We start from the raw sequence: 15,332 nt of genomic DNA, 5'->3' as shown, positions 1-15,332 counted from the left end.
AATCATTTGAGAACATTACCATTCACTTGAGAACATTACAGGGCGAACTAAAGCTGTAAACCAGCTCTTCGCATTTAGTCATATGTTAATTTTCAAATTTGCCGCAAATTCATTTGCTACTTACAGGTAGTTGATCGCGTGAAGTCTCATGCATACCCTCCAACGACGCAGCCACCGGTTGGCACGAAATTGTATGCAGAATTCGAATAAATCACAGCGCTTCGAACCACGGAATGGTCTACGACAAACTGGCCTGTGAATCCATCCAGAAAGGCACCACCGCAGACGGCCCGGAACGTCGCCGCGCCGATCCCGGCCTCGCCAGACAACTCCAAGTGAACTGTCACGTCTCTGAAGCCAAGCCACGTATGGTTGACCGGATACCAGGCTTTATAGAGACTCTCTTTCAAGCTGAACAGTGTGATGGGGCCATCGACTCCGAGCGCCGATCGCGTCATCCGCAGTTCGTCCTGGCTCATTATTTGACGAATTTCTGAACCCTTGAGTGTGTCAAGCTCTTCTACATCGATTCCGACCGAATTTAATCGATTGCTGCGCGCAATCGCGGCAGCCCTGATCGTCCTTGAATGAGTGAGGCTTCCGACGACTCCTGACGGCCAAACGGGATTACCCGCCTCGGCGTTGTGAATTGGGAGCGGAATGCGGAGTCCGATCTTCTTCCCTGCTTCAACGGCACAATGACGGACAATCACATGCTCATCCCGCGGAGCATTGCCGACATCTTCCAACATCAAATTCAGCTCGAGACCTGATAAATCTTGGTTTACGCCGACTTCGTGAAACCCAACAAATTCTGGAAGAATTGCCTGGAAACCCTTACGCGTGCCATCACGTTGGCTCTTTATAGATGTCATTAGCCCACTTCTTTGCATACTTTCGATTTGCTCCGAGGTATATGGCTCAGTCGACATCATTCCAGCCCAGTCCCGTTGACTAGACATAGCTTCGTGTCGGGGTGAAAAACCGCCCAGCTACACCCGCTTCCCGGAGCCACGCAGAGCCTACCGATCCAGCTACAAGCGTCGCATCACACCAATGTCGTTCTCCACGCAGAAGGAGTACTCCACGGCCCCTAGCTCCCTCTGGTCCTGCTGGAATCTCTTCACGGCAGAACAGACGGCTCCTCCGCAGTGTCCTACGACATCATCGAGGAGCAGCGTTCCGTTGTCGCCCAGGCATTCGGCTGCCAGCTTCAAGTCATTGAAAACGGCCTCCATGGAATGGTCACCGTCCACAAAAATGACGTCGAAAGGACCGCGGCTTCTGACCTCGGAAGTCAGCACCGGAGGGCGCTCCCACCCGATGTCGTTTCCGCCTCCCCATTCGTTGACGTACCTGTCCATATAGGTCGATGTTGCGCCGGAGAAGAATCCTTCCAGCACCGTTACACGATTCTGCACACCGAGTTCACTAAAAGCGGCCCTTGCGAAATCGAGAGAACCCCTTGTGGACTCCACGCCCCACTTTCTTCCGAGAACCGTAACAGGGTAGTTCGGATCGACAGTGCACACTCTACTGGTCGTGTTACTCAGCGCCATGCCTGCGGCCGAAACCCCGATGAACGTGCCGATCTCTAGGATGCTGCATTCTGGGATGCCAGTGATGTACCTGTCTAGAGTCGCCGTCTTCTTGTCTCGCCCGACACACATCCACTGGAGCAATTCATCGGGAAGCCCCAGCGTTGAGTAGTAGGCGTCCACAGTCCTCCAGTGCTCGGCAGGATTTGGCCGGGAGCTCATGTCTATTTTTCTCTCCTTCAATTGGGTGCCGTCCGGGGAACTCCCTGGACGGTTACCAGAATGCTAGGATAACGTTATCTTGCAGCGACAACGGCAACGATAACATGGCCCGGTGGCTTGTTTGGCCACACGGAAAGCTGTATCGGGTGCGCTGGCCGCTGAGAAACAGTCGGGAGTATCAGGTTGGTAAAGACGGACGTCCCTATACGAGCCGGGCTTACTTGGGCCCAATATTGGACTTGGTGGGCAGAACGTGAGGGTGTGATTCGCGACCCTGCAACTGCGCGTGCGCACTTAATGTTGACTTCCGAGATCAACCTCGGGGAATGCAGCAAGTTGGCAATGGTGAAGGCCGTTCAACATGTCGTTTCGTCTCACGAGGCGCTTCGAACGACCATTGAAACCGACTCAACGGGCAGGCCATGGCAAGTGATACATGATCCCAGTAGTCTGCACATCGAGTTAATTGACTTCGATGAAGAGAACGCTGGTGTTACGATCGCACAGCAACCTCTAGACCTTTCCACGCAACTGCCGATCCGAGTGGCTCTTCAACGAAAACCTTCCGGCGGCAGTCGGCTTATTCTAGTTGTCCATCACATCGCCGTTGACGGAACGGCGCTCGATCTAGTAAGTCAACATATTTCCTCCGCTGCCCTCAGCTACGACGGGCATGCAAATCATCGTTGTAACCCTGACCAATGGTCTCCACGTGATCAAGCGGACTTCGAGACGTCACCACAGGGGCAGGCGATGAACGCGCGTGCCCAAGGACATTGGATCAGCGCGGGAGATGAGATGCCACGGGATTTCCCCCCGGAACGGCTAGTCCAAGACGCCCTCGGTTGGTCTTCCATTCAAATTAAGTCGGCGCGGCTTTCGAAGATCTGCGCCCAAGCCAGACGGACGAATAAGTGCCTTCCGTCTGCAGTGTTACTTGCAGCCTTCGCCATCAGCATTGCACGGCAGAAAGGGCGCGACTCGACCTTGTTTGCCACCACGCAATCTAATCGGTCTGAGTCCCGCTTGAGAAGCTACATAGGCACCCTAATTGAACAGGCATGGATTGTCGTAAGAACGACGCCGGAAATCACGGTACGGCAGTTGCTGCAAAATACTTCCCGGTCCATCATGGAGTCCATCCATTTCGGGATTTACGATCCTGGACCTGTCTATCTTGCGAGTGTGGCCAGAGGCGTGAACCAGGCCAACGACGGCGCAATAGGTTGGAACTATCTAAAACGAAAGTGTGACTGCACGACCGCCACGCCGGAAACTGAGGAGACCATGATTCAGCCATGGCGAACTCAACGAAAGCAGAAGAACGGCGTGTTTGTTGTCGATCATGGATCTCACATGATCATCTCCATCCAGGTCTCAGGTTCCATCTATAGCGACGAGGACCTCGCCACTCTCGCTGCTAACCTGCCTACAGTAATCGAGCAATTTGACACTTTATCTGAACAGCCTTTGGAAGCCCTCGAGCATCCGTTCAAGACTCGTGTCCTGGACAGTCGGTGGGCTGACCGGGAAGGGGCCTGGATATATCTACCGGACCTTGAAAAGGTCGTAAGCCACTTCCCTGGAGTCTCTACCGCAAAGATCTTTTTCCAAGCGAACGATGACGAAACCCGCAACCTCCTCATCTGCTGCATTGAAGCCACAGTTGCCTTCGTGATGCCTGAACTTCGTGAACACATAGGGCGTTCAATCGGAGACCGCGTATGGTATGCGATGCCCGACAAGTTCAACGTCTACGCGAGCACTCCTGAATCGCCGTCAGATTTCTCCTCTTGGGATTCTTTGCCGATAACCGCTGAGTACGGTGCGGGAACTCACGGATCCCATTCAAGAAGAGCCGAGCATATTGTTCGTCAGGCGGCCACTTCCACGGGTATACCGGCTCTTCCCTCAGGACCGCTGACTTTGTCTTATGCAGAATCCGGTGCGGAATATGTCATGATGCCGGCGTTTACCGAAGCAATACACCATAGTGGTGCGACGGCGGTAAATATTTTCGACTTTATGACCCCTGCTGGTATGGAGACGATTATTGAAAGTGGCCTTGTTCGCGAGCACGCTGGCTTAATCGGAGATTGACTCGGTCTTGGTTAAAACAGTTTCGGGGTTGCCCCGAAGCCGTGAACAGTTAAGACAGGGGCGTGTGCCGTCTGAGGTCTTGCCGTGGCGAGGAATTGTTAGTGTTCCACGGGAGTGGTGTAACCCATGGCTGATTTGCACCCGTGGGCCCGCGCTAAGCCAAGGGCATAAGAAATCCCGGCTTAGATCTCAACGGTGCGCAAGGTGCCGCGTACCAGCTGGTATTCAGGGAAGGACACCCGGTAGCCGCCGATCGGGCAGCTGGGGTGGGTTGAAGCAACAACGATGCAGGTCTAGCTGAAGTCGTAACGACGGTGAAGTTCACCGTCGGGTGCCTCCGGAGGTGGAACCAGGTGAGAGGGCAGCTCCAGATAGTGCCTTGCTACCCAAATCAAGTCTTGCTGAGCAAGGAACGTCGCGATGTCGCCGCCACAGAAGATGTCGAGTGTTACCCCGTAGGACTTCCGGGCGGTCTGCTGTAGTTCGTAGGTGGTGCCCTCAGAGATGGAGTGCACGCTGAAGAACGTTACATGTTCGATCGGCGCGGCGTCTTCGGTACAGATACCAGCAGGGTCGCTGAGAACCTTTTACTTCAGGCCTGCTTTCTGGAGGGTGCAGGCCACCACCACTGGCGAGGTCGAGGCCGCAGCCACGAGCCTGTCGCATGGGGAAGCTTGGGTTCTTGCGGTGATTGCACCACCTAGCGGATGGGTGTTGTCATGGCGAGGTACTCAATTTACGTGCGACCGGATCTTCTGCAGCTGTTTTGGGTCGGGATGCAGGCTGGTGATTTCATCTCTGACGCTGTTGTGCCGATCAATTCGAACAGGCGGACCGGGCGCCGGCTCCTGGCGGAGGCAGGGGGTGTCAGGCCTCGCCGCGGCCAGGGCCTGTAGGGCAGGACCGGCCCTGTCCCGATCAGAATATTTGAGCTGATGCTTTTCTGAGCAACCCGAGTGGCGATCTCTTCGAATCGGTGGTGCTCGTTCCGCGACGAGAGTTCGTTTAGGCGGAACCGGATGTAGGCTTCCGCCTCAGGGATATGCTCAGTCACATCCCTATTCTCCCGTAGAAATCGTGAGCGGGCCGTCCCGGAAGCCCGAAGAGGCGACGGGCCTTCCTTGCGCTGACGGTATTCCGCAGTCTCTGGAGCTTCGGACCAGAATGACTTCCCGTAGCTTGGCACAGCGGCGGCATCGGTCATTGTCGTACGGGATCGCCGCACCCTAAGGGGTGTGGCTACTCGCGAAGGTAGTGATGGTCACGGCACAACGACGTCGCGGACGCACAGCTCCAACCAAAGGAGCGTTCGTAACTACCATGACCGGCCCACAACCTCGAATCGTCTGCCTTTGTGGGTCGCTGAAGTTCTGTTCGGAGATGAAGGAGCTACAGCAGCGATTGGCCATTGACGGGGATATCGTCGTAGCTCCCGTGAACTTCGCCAACCACGAGCAGCGGCTGACAGAAGAAGATAGGCAGCGTCTAGGGCGCATTACATCTTCGTAAGATCGATCTCGCCGACACGGTCATTGTTGTCAACCCACGCGGGTATATCGGTGAAACCACAACAAGCGAGATCGCATTGCCACCGAGCTTGGAAAAGCGATCGAATTTTATAGTCCGCCCGAACGGTGGCCGGCTTAGGCCCGTAAGCTTTCTGGTTGAGCTAGGAATAGCTACGGTCCCGAATAACTGACTCCGGCAGGCGCCCAAGCTTGCATCCCGACCCGCGGATGACCCCACACGCCTCAAGCACAGGCACCTCACGTCATTTTCCGACTAGCACCAGGTGTCGCTCTCAATGCAACACCTGCTGCTATCCGTTTGTGTCCCCGGACACTATTTGAGGAAGAGCTTTCGGAGCCTCATAGTGGTCAGCAGCATCCCCAGCGCGGTCATCACGAGGTAGTAGCCGACGTGGATCACCGTTTCGGCTGTGAACGTGCCGACGCTGATCTGGCGCAAGAGTTCCACCCCGTGCCAGAGCGGCATGGCCTGGATGAGCCACTGGATGTACTGGGGGTAGACGCTGAGGGGATAGAACGTGGCGCTGAAGAGGAACATGGGCATCATGATGAAGGTGATCCAGTTCATCTGCTGGAAGGTCTTCAGGAAGCTGGTGATGCCCATTCCCATGCTGGCGAAGCCTAAGGCGATCAGCACCGAGGCGGGGATCATCAGGATGGCCCAGGGGGTGGTGATCAGGCCCATCAGACCCATGACGGCGGTGAACCCGGTGGCGTACAGGAGCCCGCGCAGGAGTGCGAGGAAGGTCTCCCCCAGGGCAATGTCCAGCGGTCCTAGGGAGGTGTGAAGCATTCCCTGGTAGAGCTTGGCGAAGTTCATCTTGAAAAAGACTTTCCACGTGGAGTCGTAGACGGCTCCGTTCATGGCGGAGACGGCCAGCAGCGCGGGGGCTATGTAGGCCGCGTAGCTGATCTCCCCGCCCGGTCCTGGCACCGCGCCAATGATGGCACCCACCCCCAGGCCCATGGCGATCAGGAAGAGCACGGGCTCGAAGAAGCCGGAGAGCACCATCATCCAGTTGGTACTCTTCGTGGCCATGAGGCCGCGGGAGATCACGGCATTGGCATTGTGGGAGTACAGGGGTCCGAATGTCCTGTTGCGGGCCTGCTCTGTGACGCTGTGGCCGCCGGTGAGCACGCTCATTGGCCCATCCTTTTGACGAACTGGCGCTTGGTGAGGTTCCAGCCCAGGACTGCGAGGGCCAGCAGTACCACGATGTGCACGATGGTGAGCACCGACGGTTCCTGGTATCCGTAGGTGAAGACGCGGCCAAGCTGAGTGCCGTGCCAGATGGGCGAGATCCAGCCGATCCAGCGGACAGCCCACGGCAGAGTATCCAGCGGAAAGAACGTCCCGGAGAACAGGAAGAGCGGCATCACGATGAACCGCATCACCAGCGCGAACTGCCCCTTGTCCTCCTCGACCGACGCGGAGTAGGCCATCAACGGCAGCCCAAAGGACAGCCCCGCAACGGTTGCCACCAGGACGCAAACCCAGCCCCACCCTCCGGGCGAGGCCCCGAAAAGCGCCACCACCGCAAAGTAGATGGCTGACTGCAGGAGGAGGCGCACAGTCACCGCTATGATGTGTCCGGCTGCGATCTGCTCCGGTGTCAGCGGCGAGGCGTGCGGACCGTAGTAGGTCCGCCGCCACTTGAAGCCGCCCATGACCGGGAAGGTGAACTCATTGGCGGCAGTCATGACGCTGGCGGACACCAGCAGCGCCGGTGCGATGAAGGCCATGTAGCTGACCCCGCCGAACGCCATTGCACTGTCGGCGTCAACCAGCGTGGCGAGCCCGACCCCCATGGCGAACAGGTAAACCACAGGCTGCCCCACGCTGTACATCAGGATGGAAAAACCGTAGCCCTTCATCACCCGGAGCACCTGCTCGGCATAATAGAAGGCACCCCAGCGCCGGCCCCTGGCCGCCGAGATTTCCGGGGCGTGCGCCCGGGACGCAGTCTCAGTCAACCCGGCAGTCTCACTCAACGAGGCTCCTCCCTGTGAGCCGGAGGAACACGTCCTCCAGGGAGGACCTGCGCACCAGCGATGTCAGTGGCCGTAGGCCACGGGACGCCACCTGCTCGAGGGCCGCCTCGCCGTCGTGCGCGTAAATCAGCACCCTGTCCGGCAGCGCCTCAAGGCGCTCGCCGATTCCCTTGAGCTCCGGCCCAATGGTGCTGTTCCGCTCCGAGCCGAACCTCAGCTCAAGGACTTCACGGGTGGAATGATCCCGGATCAGCTGCGCGGGCGAGCCCTCAGCCATGATCCGGCCTTTGTCCACCACGATAAGCCGGTCGCAGAGCTGCTCGGCCTCGTCCATGTAGTGCGTGGTCACGATCAGCGTGACGCCCTGTTCCTTAAGCCGGAACAGCCTGTCCCAGAGGATGTGCCTGGCCTGCGGGTCCAGCCCGGTGGTGGGCTCGTCCAGCAGCAGGATGCGGGGTTCGTTGATGAGCGAGCGGGCTATGGTCAGCCGCCGCTTCATGCCGCCGGAGAGGGCATCGACTTTAGACTTCGCCTTCTCCGTGAGCTGCGCAAACTCGAGCAGTTCGTCCGCCTTCGGTTTGAGGTAGCTCATGGGCAGGCCGAAGTAGCGTCCGTAGACCAGGAGGTTGTCCCGCACCCTCAGTTCCTCGTCCAGGTTGTCCTGCTGCGGCACCACCCCCAGGTGGGCGCGGACCTCCGGACCGTTGCTGTCCGGATCCAGGCCCATGATGCTGAGGCTTCCGGAGGTCCGCTGGGTGACACCGCCGATCATCTTCATGGTCGTCGACTTGCCGGCCCCGTTGGGACCAAGCAGCCCGAAGGATTCCCCGGCGGGAACGCTGAAGGAAATGCCGTCGACGGCGGCAACATCGCCGAAGCGCTTGGTCAGGTTCTCCGCTGCGATAACGGTATTTTGCTTCGTCGGTCTGCCCGCGGACGTGCCGGAGGAAAGGAGGGCTTCATTGTGCACCTAAGCAGACTAGTGGAGCATTCCGGAATCTGGAAGAATCATTGTGAACGTTCACAAAGGTTACGCCACGAACGGGGTCAATTCCAGGAATGGCGGCCAAGTCTCATCATCACCCACCCCTAACGCAACCCTCCCCGTGAAGTTCGCGGCTGTTGAAATCCCATCGGCGCATCGAATACCTCAAATTGAACATTGGTGGTCACAAACTATTAGCTGGGGGTGGGTAAAGGAAATCGCGCTCACCTGCGGAAATGCCCGAATTTGCCCCGTTTTGAACCCATATCAAATTCCAGATTTTCTCACCAGTGAATGTTAGAGATAGGGGTGGGTGCTCGTGCTTCAGCGTCTACTGCTGTGACTTGACGAAGGAAATCGTTATCCCGAATAGGTCTGAAAAGGTTTGTTTTGCCAACTTTTTCCAATATGCTTGCCAGCCATGCACTCTAGGGGAATCGCTCAGCGCGGACAGACAAGCAATCGTCATCGCGAATTGCTCATCGCGGCTGGCTCTTTGACCGTCGCATTGGCTTCTGTAGGTGCCATCATGCAGGCCATACCGGTCAGGGATGTGGTTAATGCTTTTGGCCGTGAGGAGGCCCTGGGGTACTACGTCGAACAGGCAACGTTTGTAGCACTCTTGGGCGTCTTCACAGTGATCATGGGCCTCTGCTCTAAGTCGCTCTTTGCCAGGGCCGCCTTCCGTGAGGTGAGTGAAGTCCAGTCGAGTCTGTTCGCAAAGCTAATAGCCATGCCTCTACTGTTTTTCACCACCGTCAAACCAGGGGCAGTCGTCAGCCGCGTCACGAACGACGTGTTGGGCATGGAAACAAAGCTCACCCAAGTTCTTCCGAGCGTGATCTCAAGTGTCGTCAGCCTTGTTTCTGTCGCAGTAGTCCTGATGACCGTGAACCCGATTTTTCTACTGATACTTCTCATCGCACCAATAGCTCTGCTGCCAATTCGATACGCCGAGAAGAGGATCAATCAGCTCATTGATCAGTCATTTGCAGCTACGAGAGAAATGGCAGCCCTGGTGGGGTCCACAATGTCCTTGGGTGGCGCGGTTCTGACGCGGCAATCCGGAAGATCCGAGGACGAGATAGCCGAGTTCCAAAAAGTCGCTGTTGAACTATCTATGACTTCCGTCCAATCACAGGATTGGCGAGCCAAAATCTCAGCATCCTTCGGCTTAGTGTTTGCACTAATAACTTCAGTGTCCATAGTCCTTTGCGCATATGCTTCCCAAACGAAATCAGTGAGCCCGGGCGACCTCGTGCTGGTCTTCATCTATGCCCTGACAATCCGAGAACCGGTGATGGCTCTTATCGACACGCGGTACCCGCTGCTGCGGGCAAGAATGGCCAAGGAACGAGTGGCAGCCGTTCTTGATCATGAAGTACAGAGCCCTATTCTGATCTCGAGCAGTTCCGATGCCGGTCACGCCCTCAGCGGCAGACCTCAAGCCCCCAAAGACGAGCAAATCATAGCGGCTCTGACGGACGTCACGTTTCGCTACCCGAATGCGGATGCTTACTCCATTCCAGGACTCTCTCACGCCGGTGAAGCACTCGAGATTGCCGGCCTTCCACTCACGAAATCCGAGAAGGTAAACACCCCCCATTCTGACAAGCAAGAGTCCAGGACGGCTGTCAGTAAGCTCAGCTTGAGTGTCGCGGCAGGCGAGTTTATTGGCGTGGTGGGACCGAGCGGCAGCGGAAAATCTACCCTCTCCCTGCTGCTCTCCGGACTCGTGCTTCCTGACTCAGGAACTGTCACAATTGCTGGTTCCCCCACACACTCCCAGAGCCATCAGGAACTGGCTCAAAGTGTTGCCCTAATCACCCAAGACACGCACATTATCCACGGTTCTATCAGGAAAAACCTTCTGTACTCGGCTCCGCTCGCCGACGAAACCCAGATGGAAAACGCCTTACGAGCAGCCCAGCTATGGAACCTCGTCCAGGGAATGCCTCAGGGCATTGAGACGGAGATCGGAGAGAACGGTCATCGACTCTCAGGGGGAGAGCGCCAGCGACTTGCCGTTGCTCGTTCATTGCTGCGGGATCCGGCGATAGTGGTGCTGGACGAGCCTACTGCTCATCTGGATGTTGAAACTGAGCGTGAGGTCAAAGAAGCCCTTCGTGTTGCCCTTAGAGGACGAGCATCCGTGATGATCGCACACCGGCTCTCCACAGTTGTTGATGCAGATCGAATTCTCGTCATGGACAACGGAAGCATAGTCGGTAGCGGTACTCACCAAGATCTACTGCTTACGTGTGAAATTTACCGAAGGATGTTTTCAGTACAGGAACAACCTGATGACACTATGAGCCCACGTTGAAGCTGGAGAGTCAGGTTCCTGCGTCCACGGCGCGGTGGCTAGACGATATGAGGCAGGAGGGGCTCGCTGCCGAGGGGCGGTCCTTCTGAATGCCATTGTCGCCGGGGGCGGATCCGGATCGCCAGGTTCGTGGGGGCGCTTGTAAAAGTGTAGTGGCGTTCCGGATCCTGGTCCCGGCGCTGATGGCCTCTGCCAGAAGGACCAGGAAGTGTGGCCCGAAGGGGCTGGAACCTCCTTTTCAAAGCAAGGCGTGGGTTGCCTGCCACACTTGGCGGACAGGTAGAGCCACATTTGAAAATTGGAGGTTCCAGCTATGTTCGAGCGTACAAGCGTTGGCTTGGATGTCCATGCCCGTACCGTTGTCGCATGCGCGTTGGACGGGCAGACCGGTGAAGTCATTCCGCACCGGATGACTCCGGACCATGGCGAGATTCTTGCCTGGATCGTATCCCTGCCTACCCCGGTGAGGGTGGTCTACGAGGCCGGCCCGACGGGTTTCGGTCTGGCCCGGTTCCTGCTCGCGGCGGGGATCGACACGGTGGTCGCGGCTCCGTCCAAACTCCAGCGCCCGTCCGGGGACCGAGTGAAGACCGATGCCAAGGACGCACTCCATCTGGCCCGGCTGCTGAAACTCGGCGAGATTACGTCGGTCAGGATCCCGTCAGCGGACCAAGAAGCGGCACGGGACCTCGTGCGCGCCCGGGAAGATGTCCGCGGGGATCTGATGCGGTCCCGGCACCGGATCTCCAAGCTCCTGCTTCGCCAGGGCATGGTGTATTCGGGCGGGCAGGCCTGGACCGGAACCCATCAGCTCTGGTTGGCCCGGCAGCATTTCGATGCCCCTGCCCGGCAACTGACCTACGAGTCTTCTCTTGAGGCGATGCACGAGATCTCGGACCGCCGCGACCGCCTCGATGAGGCGATCACTGCGATGGCGTACGGGAGCGAATACACATCCGTTGTCCGGGCGCTGCAGTGCCTGCGGGGAATCTCGACCCTGACTGCCTTCGGATTGGCTGTGGAGATCGGTGACTGGCATCGCTTTACCGGCGCCACGATCGGGGCTTACCTCGGGCTGGTCCCGACAGAGCATTCATCGGGAGCGTCCCGGTCTCTGGGCTCCATCACCAAAACCGGCAACACACACGCCCGCCGGCTGCTCGTCGAGGCAGCCTGGCACCACCGCAGACCATACGACAACCCGTCACGGCTGATGCGGTCACGGTGGGAAGAAGCCAGTTCCGAAGCACGGATCCGCGGCCATGCCGGTAATCGGCGTCTGCACAACCGCTGGATCAACTATCTCGAACGCCGTAAGCGTCCGGTCATCGCCAACGTCGCCATCGCCCGCGAGCTCTCCGGGTGGTGCTGGTCCCTGGCCACCGGCGCACATCAGGCCGAAGTCGGCCCCCGCTCGACAGCTTCCGGCCCCTGATCCAGGGGGCAAGGAAAAACCCGGGAAGTGAAAGTCGTGAGTGGTCCTTGCAGCGCGTGGAGTAAACCCGCGATACACCTATGGGCAACCGGAATGGCCACGCCCGTCATTGCTAGACCAGCGGTAACCTCCAGCCGAACACTTCGTCCTGCGGTAACCAACCCGCGCATATCAGTCTGACCGCGCCGTCGCCAACGACACGCTGACCACACACCAACGCCCATCCCGGCCACAAAGGGAAGCGGTCCCAGGCAACTCAACCCCGGGACCGCTTCCCCATGCCTATTGACAACGCAGGACTACATATCAGGTGTAGTTCCCCGAGACGTTGCGAACGAGAGAACACGCCTAAGCGGGTTTGAGCGTTGAGAGTCTGCTGGCGATTCGTTTCGCGTCTCGTGGCGGTTCGGACGCTTCCACAAGGCGGTTGGGTTCGCCAGCCGCGAAGACGTGCAGTGGGATGTCTCGGTCGTAAAGGACATCGATGAGGTTTGCGAATCGCGCGAGTGGGTCCCGGTCTACGGTGGCCAGATCAGGCACGGCCGTTAGCGTGATTGTGCGAAGGCGCTCCGCTAACCAGAGGTATTGGCTGACTCCGAGGGGTTGCGCGCAGAGGTCTCTGAACGTGAAGACGGCAGTATCGTCTTCAATGCTGCGGGCGCTGATGATGTGGCCGGCAGCGTTGAGCTCGATGGCGGGGGTGTCGTCCGCAACAGGTATTTGCGTGCGCCAAGTTCCTGTACCGAAGCCTCGAGTCGCCGCCGCAAGTTTCAGGCGGTAGTCCTGGCCTTCGCCGAGGTGTACGACGTCGAGTTCGGTGCGGATGATGTTGATCGCGGGCCGGAAGTGCTCGTGGTAGAGCGGGTTAGGCATGAGATCCTCGGGCGCGTAGTTCGATGTCGCGAGGACGAGTATGCCGTCATCGAGCAAACTCTTGAGAGTGGCAGACAGGTAGACGCCGTCTGCGACGTCGTGAACGTGGAACTCGTCGAAGAATACTGCACGGGCGTTCCCGATGAGTCGCCGTAGCGATCTGTCGAGAGGCTCGCGCTCACGCGTGATCTGGGCATGGAGGTCACGAAAGAAGTCGTGGAAGTGAAAGCGGCGCTTATGGTCTGTGGGTATGGTCGCGAAGTAGGTCTCGCTGATCAGGCTCTTGCCTCGCCCCACGTCCCCCCAGAGGTAGTAGCCGTGGCGCGCTGGGGTGCTGAGCGCGTCGATGGCGGCGATCTGCGCTCTATCGAACTTGAGCCCTGAGCCACTGATAGCGGCATGAAAGGGGCTGCTGTTTGCACTCGCAATCTTATTTGGTTCGTTCGCAGTTCGTCGGTGGATGCCCAGTCTCATACTTCATTACTCTATATCTATAGAGTGATGAGGAGAGTTAGATGGCCAGACCCGGGGACCGGCGTCCGTTGATCACCGACCATGCGATCACTGTGCTCGCCAAGGGGGGTGCGCGCGCCCTCTCTCACCAGGCCGTCGACAGGGCGGCCGGCCTCGCGACGGGGTCCACGTCGTACTACTTCCGCACCCGTCGCGACCTCGTCATTGCGACCATCGGGCGCGTAAGGGAAAACTCGCGCGCGGCGTTCGACGAGTCGCACTTACCAGTGACGGTCACGCCGCGCACGGCTGCAAATTTCATGGAGGGTCAGCTTCTGTTACTCGCTGGTCTTCGCCGCGATGACGCCCTCGCGGTGTTCTCGCTGCTACCGGAGGTGGAAGGCGATCCCGAGTTGCGCGCGCAGTTGGCGGGTTGCCTGGTCTCCCGCGAGCTGGCCACGAAGCTGCTTGTCGCGCTCGGCGGAAGCGATGCTGACGGAGCTTCATTAGATCTGATCGACTTCTTCACCGGCATCCTCTTCGGGTTGCTTTTTGGGCAACGGCGAACGGAGGATGCGTCGATTGCCGAGGCATTGCAGCGGTTTCTCGTGATCAACGTCGACGCCGCGGGTAGCCGATGACACGACCTTGCTGCCCCACCCGCTTTTCCAGCGCCAGGACCGAGGCCCATGGACTGGCTTGCCCCTGGCGGAGCCAACTGACTTACTCACGCCCAAGGAACTGCAAGTGGGGCCCGGCCCGGGGAGTTGCCTGAGAGGGGTCTGAGAGCTGTGCAGTCTCCCTTTACTTCTCTGGAAGAGAGAGCAAGCTAGGAAGACAACTAGAAACGGCTGAGAGATAAAAGAAGCCCGACAGGGACTGTTAGAAAGCAGTGAGATGAGGACAGCGATGTGGCTCTTCGTGATCCTGTTTATCAGCACCATCGTCATGACCGCGGGATTATCCATCGGATCTGAGACCGCGGTCTCTGCCCTCCTCATGGTCTCAATAGGACTCGCGACATATATCACCCATGGGCAGGGCGAGCAGGCAAAAACGACTAAGTAGATGCTGAGTTCAAGATCGCGAACACATCCCTAATTCGGGCATTACGACGAGACTTCGCTGATACGCCTACAGAGTGTTCCATTTCCTTGGCAGTGGGCCTGACCCGGTAACTGGCAGGTGTGTGTTTGAAGAACCTTGGGTTCTTGTGGTGATTGCAACACTTACCGGATGGGTGTTGTCATGGCGAGGTATTCAAGAGATCGCGGTGTTGCGCTCCCAAGGACACTCGCTGCCTCGGATCGGGGCCGTGACCGACAGGTCGGCCGACCCTGTCCCGGGAGCTTCGGCGGCGAGGGCGGTGGCGAGTTCTTCTCTGGCGGGCGGGACGGGCTGGCCGGTCCCGTGAAGAGGTTTAGGTCGAAGGTGTCGGAACCGTAGCCGAAGGCCGCCGGCGGTAAAGCCAGGCCAGCCCCAGAATAGGCAGAACCAAGGGAATGAAGGCGTAACCCCGTCCGAAAAGCGACCACACGGTTTCGTGGGGGAACTGGACGGCATCAAACACGCTCAGTGCGCCGACCACCAGGACGCCGACAAGTTCCACGAGGACGGCAGCAACAGAGACCTTGAACCAGGTCCGCCCTGGTTTGGCCAACGAGACGGTAGCAATGACATACACGACGGCGGCAAAAGCTGACAGCAGGTATGCCAGTGGAGCTTCGGAAAACTTCGTGAGGATCTGGTAGCCGGCGCGGGCCGTGGCCGATATGGCGAAGACCGCATAGACGGCAATAAGCAGGCGACCAGGGCCGGTATTGCGCGTATTGCCGGCCATCTTGCCGGTACCCGTCACTGCGCCTGGAGATTCAGAGGA

At 58.4% G+C, this 15,332-nt stretch carries 12 protein-coding genes and 1 pseudogene; 5 read left to right on the top strand and 8 right to left on the bottom strand.

The window, feature by feature from the left end; all coding sequences use genetic code 11:
- Nucleotides 1-146 precede the first annotated feature (146 nt).
- Both M1D88_RS07095 and M1D88_RS07090 read right to left on the bottom strand, forming a co-directional pair.
- Entirely contained in the window at nucleotides 147-875 is a 729-nt protein-coding gene (locus M1D88_RS07095; protein ID WP_458113836.1) for a 4'-phosphopantetheinyl transferase family protein, read from the bottom strand.
- 159 nt (nucleotides 876-1,034) lie between these two features.
- Nucleotides 1,035-1,760, bottom strand: coding sequence for a class I SAM-dependent methyltransferase (locus tag M1D88_RS07090; protein ID WP_458113835.1), 726 nt, complete (start codon nucleotides 1,758-1,760; stop codon nucleotides 1,035-1,037).
- A 261-nt stretch (nucleotides 1,761-2,021) separates the two neighbouring features.
- On the opposite strand from M1D88_RS07090, the gene M1D88_RS07085 reads away from it, so the two are divergent.
- Entirely contained in the window at nucleotides 2,022-3,860 is a 1,839-nt protein-coding gene (locus tag M1D88_RS07085) for a condensation domain-containing protein (protein ID WP_458113834.1), read from the top strand.
- 293 nt (nucleotides 3,861-4,153) lie between these two features.
- Here M1D88_RS07085 and M1D88_RS07080 read toward each other — a convergent pair whose 3' ends face one another.
- A complete protein-coding gene (locus tag M1D88_RS07080; RefSeq protein ID WP_458113833.1) occupies nucleotides 4,154-4,375 on the bottom strand; it encodes a hypothetical protein in 222 nt (73 codons plus the stop codon).
- Between the two features lie 192 nt (nucleotides 4,376-4,567).
- Between M1D88_RS07080 and M1D88_RS07075 the strand changes: the two are divergent.
- Nucleotides 4,568-4,753 (top strand): annotated as a pseudogene (locus M1D88_RS07075) (IS30 family transposase); the annotation flags it as partial.
- Between the two features lie 949 nt (nucleotides 4,754-5,702).
- On the opposite strand, the gene M1D88_RS07070 reads toward M1D88_RS07075, so the two are convergent.
- Genes M1D88_RS07070 through M1D88_RS07060 form a run of 3 tightly spaced genes read right to left on the bottom strand, consistent with a single transcriptional unit; the run spans nucleotide 5,703 to nucleotide 8,351 of the window.
- A complete protein-coding gene (locus tag M1D88_RS07070) occupies nucleotides 5,703-6,533 on the bottom strand; it encodes an ABC transporter permease (protein WP_458113832.1) in 831 nt (276 codons plus the stop codon).
- Entirely contained in the window at nucleotides 6,530-7,381 is an 852-nt protein-coding gene (locus M1D88_RS07065; RefSeq protein ID WP_458113831.1) for an ABC transporter permease, read from the bottom strand. Before M1D88_RS07065 ends, M1D88_RS07070 begins: the two co-directional genes overlap by 4 nt.
- Nucleotides 7,374-8,351, bottom strand: a complete 978-nt coding sequence (locus tag M1D88_RS07060) for an ABC transporter ATP-binding protein (protein ID WP_458113830.1) — start codon at nucleotides 8,349-8,351, stop codon at nucleotides 7,374-7,376. Before M1D88_RS07060 ends, M1D88_RS07065 begins: the two co-directional genes overlap by 8 nt.
- Before the next feature lie 544 nt (nucleotides 8,352-8,895).
- Between M1D88_RS07060 and M1D88_RS07055 the strand changes: the two genes are divergently transcribed.
- A complete protein-coding gene (locus M1D88_RS07055; protein ID WP_458113829.1) occupies nucleotides 8,896-10,692 on the top strand; it encodes an ABC transporter ATP-binding protein in 1,797 nt (598 codons plus the stop codon).
- Nucleotides 10,693-11,005: 313 nt separating this feature from the next.
- Entirely contained in the window at nucleotides 11,006-12,127 is a 1,122-nt protein-coding gene (locus M1D88_RS07050) for an IS110 family RNA-guided transposase (RefSeq protein ID WP_458113828.1), read from the top strand.
- 348 nt (nucleotides 12,128-12,475) lie between these two features.
- On the opposite strand, the gene zapE is transcribed toward M1D88_RS07050, so the two are convergent.
- Nucleotides 12,476-13,474 (bottom strand): cell division protein ZapE, encoded by a 999-nt coding sequence (zapE, locus tag M1D88_RS07045; RefSeq protein WP_458113827.1) that lies wholly within the window; start codon nucleotides 13,472-13,474, stop codon nucleotides 12,476-12,478.
- A gap of 41 nt (nucleotides 13,475-13,515) precedes the next feature.
- Between zapE and M1D88_RS07040 the strand changes: the two genes are divergently transcribed.
- Nucleotides 13,516-14,094 (top strand): TetR/AcrR family transcriptional regulator, encoded by a 579-nt coding sequence (locus tag M1D88_RS07040; protein ID WP_458113826.1) that lies wholly within the window; start codon nucleotides 13,516-13,518, stop codon nucleotides 14,092-14,094.
- Between the two features lie 779 nt (nucleotides 14,095-14,873).
- On the opposite strand, the gene M1D88_RS07035 is transcribed toward M1D88_RS07040, so the two are convergent.
- Entirely contained in the window at nucleotides 14,874-15,293 is a 420-nt protein-coding gene (locus M1D88_RS07035) for a hypothetical protein (protein WP_458114462.1), read from the bottom strand.
- Nucleotides 15,294-15,332: the final 39 nt, after the last annotated feature.

Source organism: Arthrobacter sp. R1-13 (genome assembly GCF_054161475.1).
The sequence above is the reverse complement of the archived record's forward strand: the minus strand, read 5'-3'. Positions and strand labels throughout refer to the sequence as shown.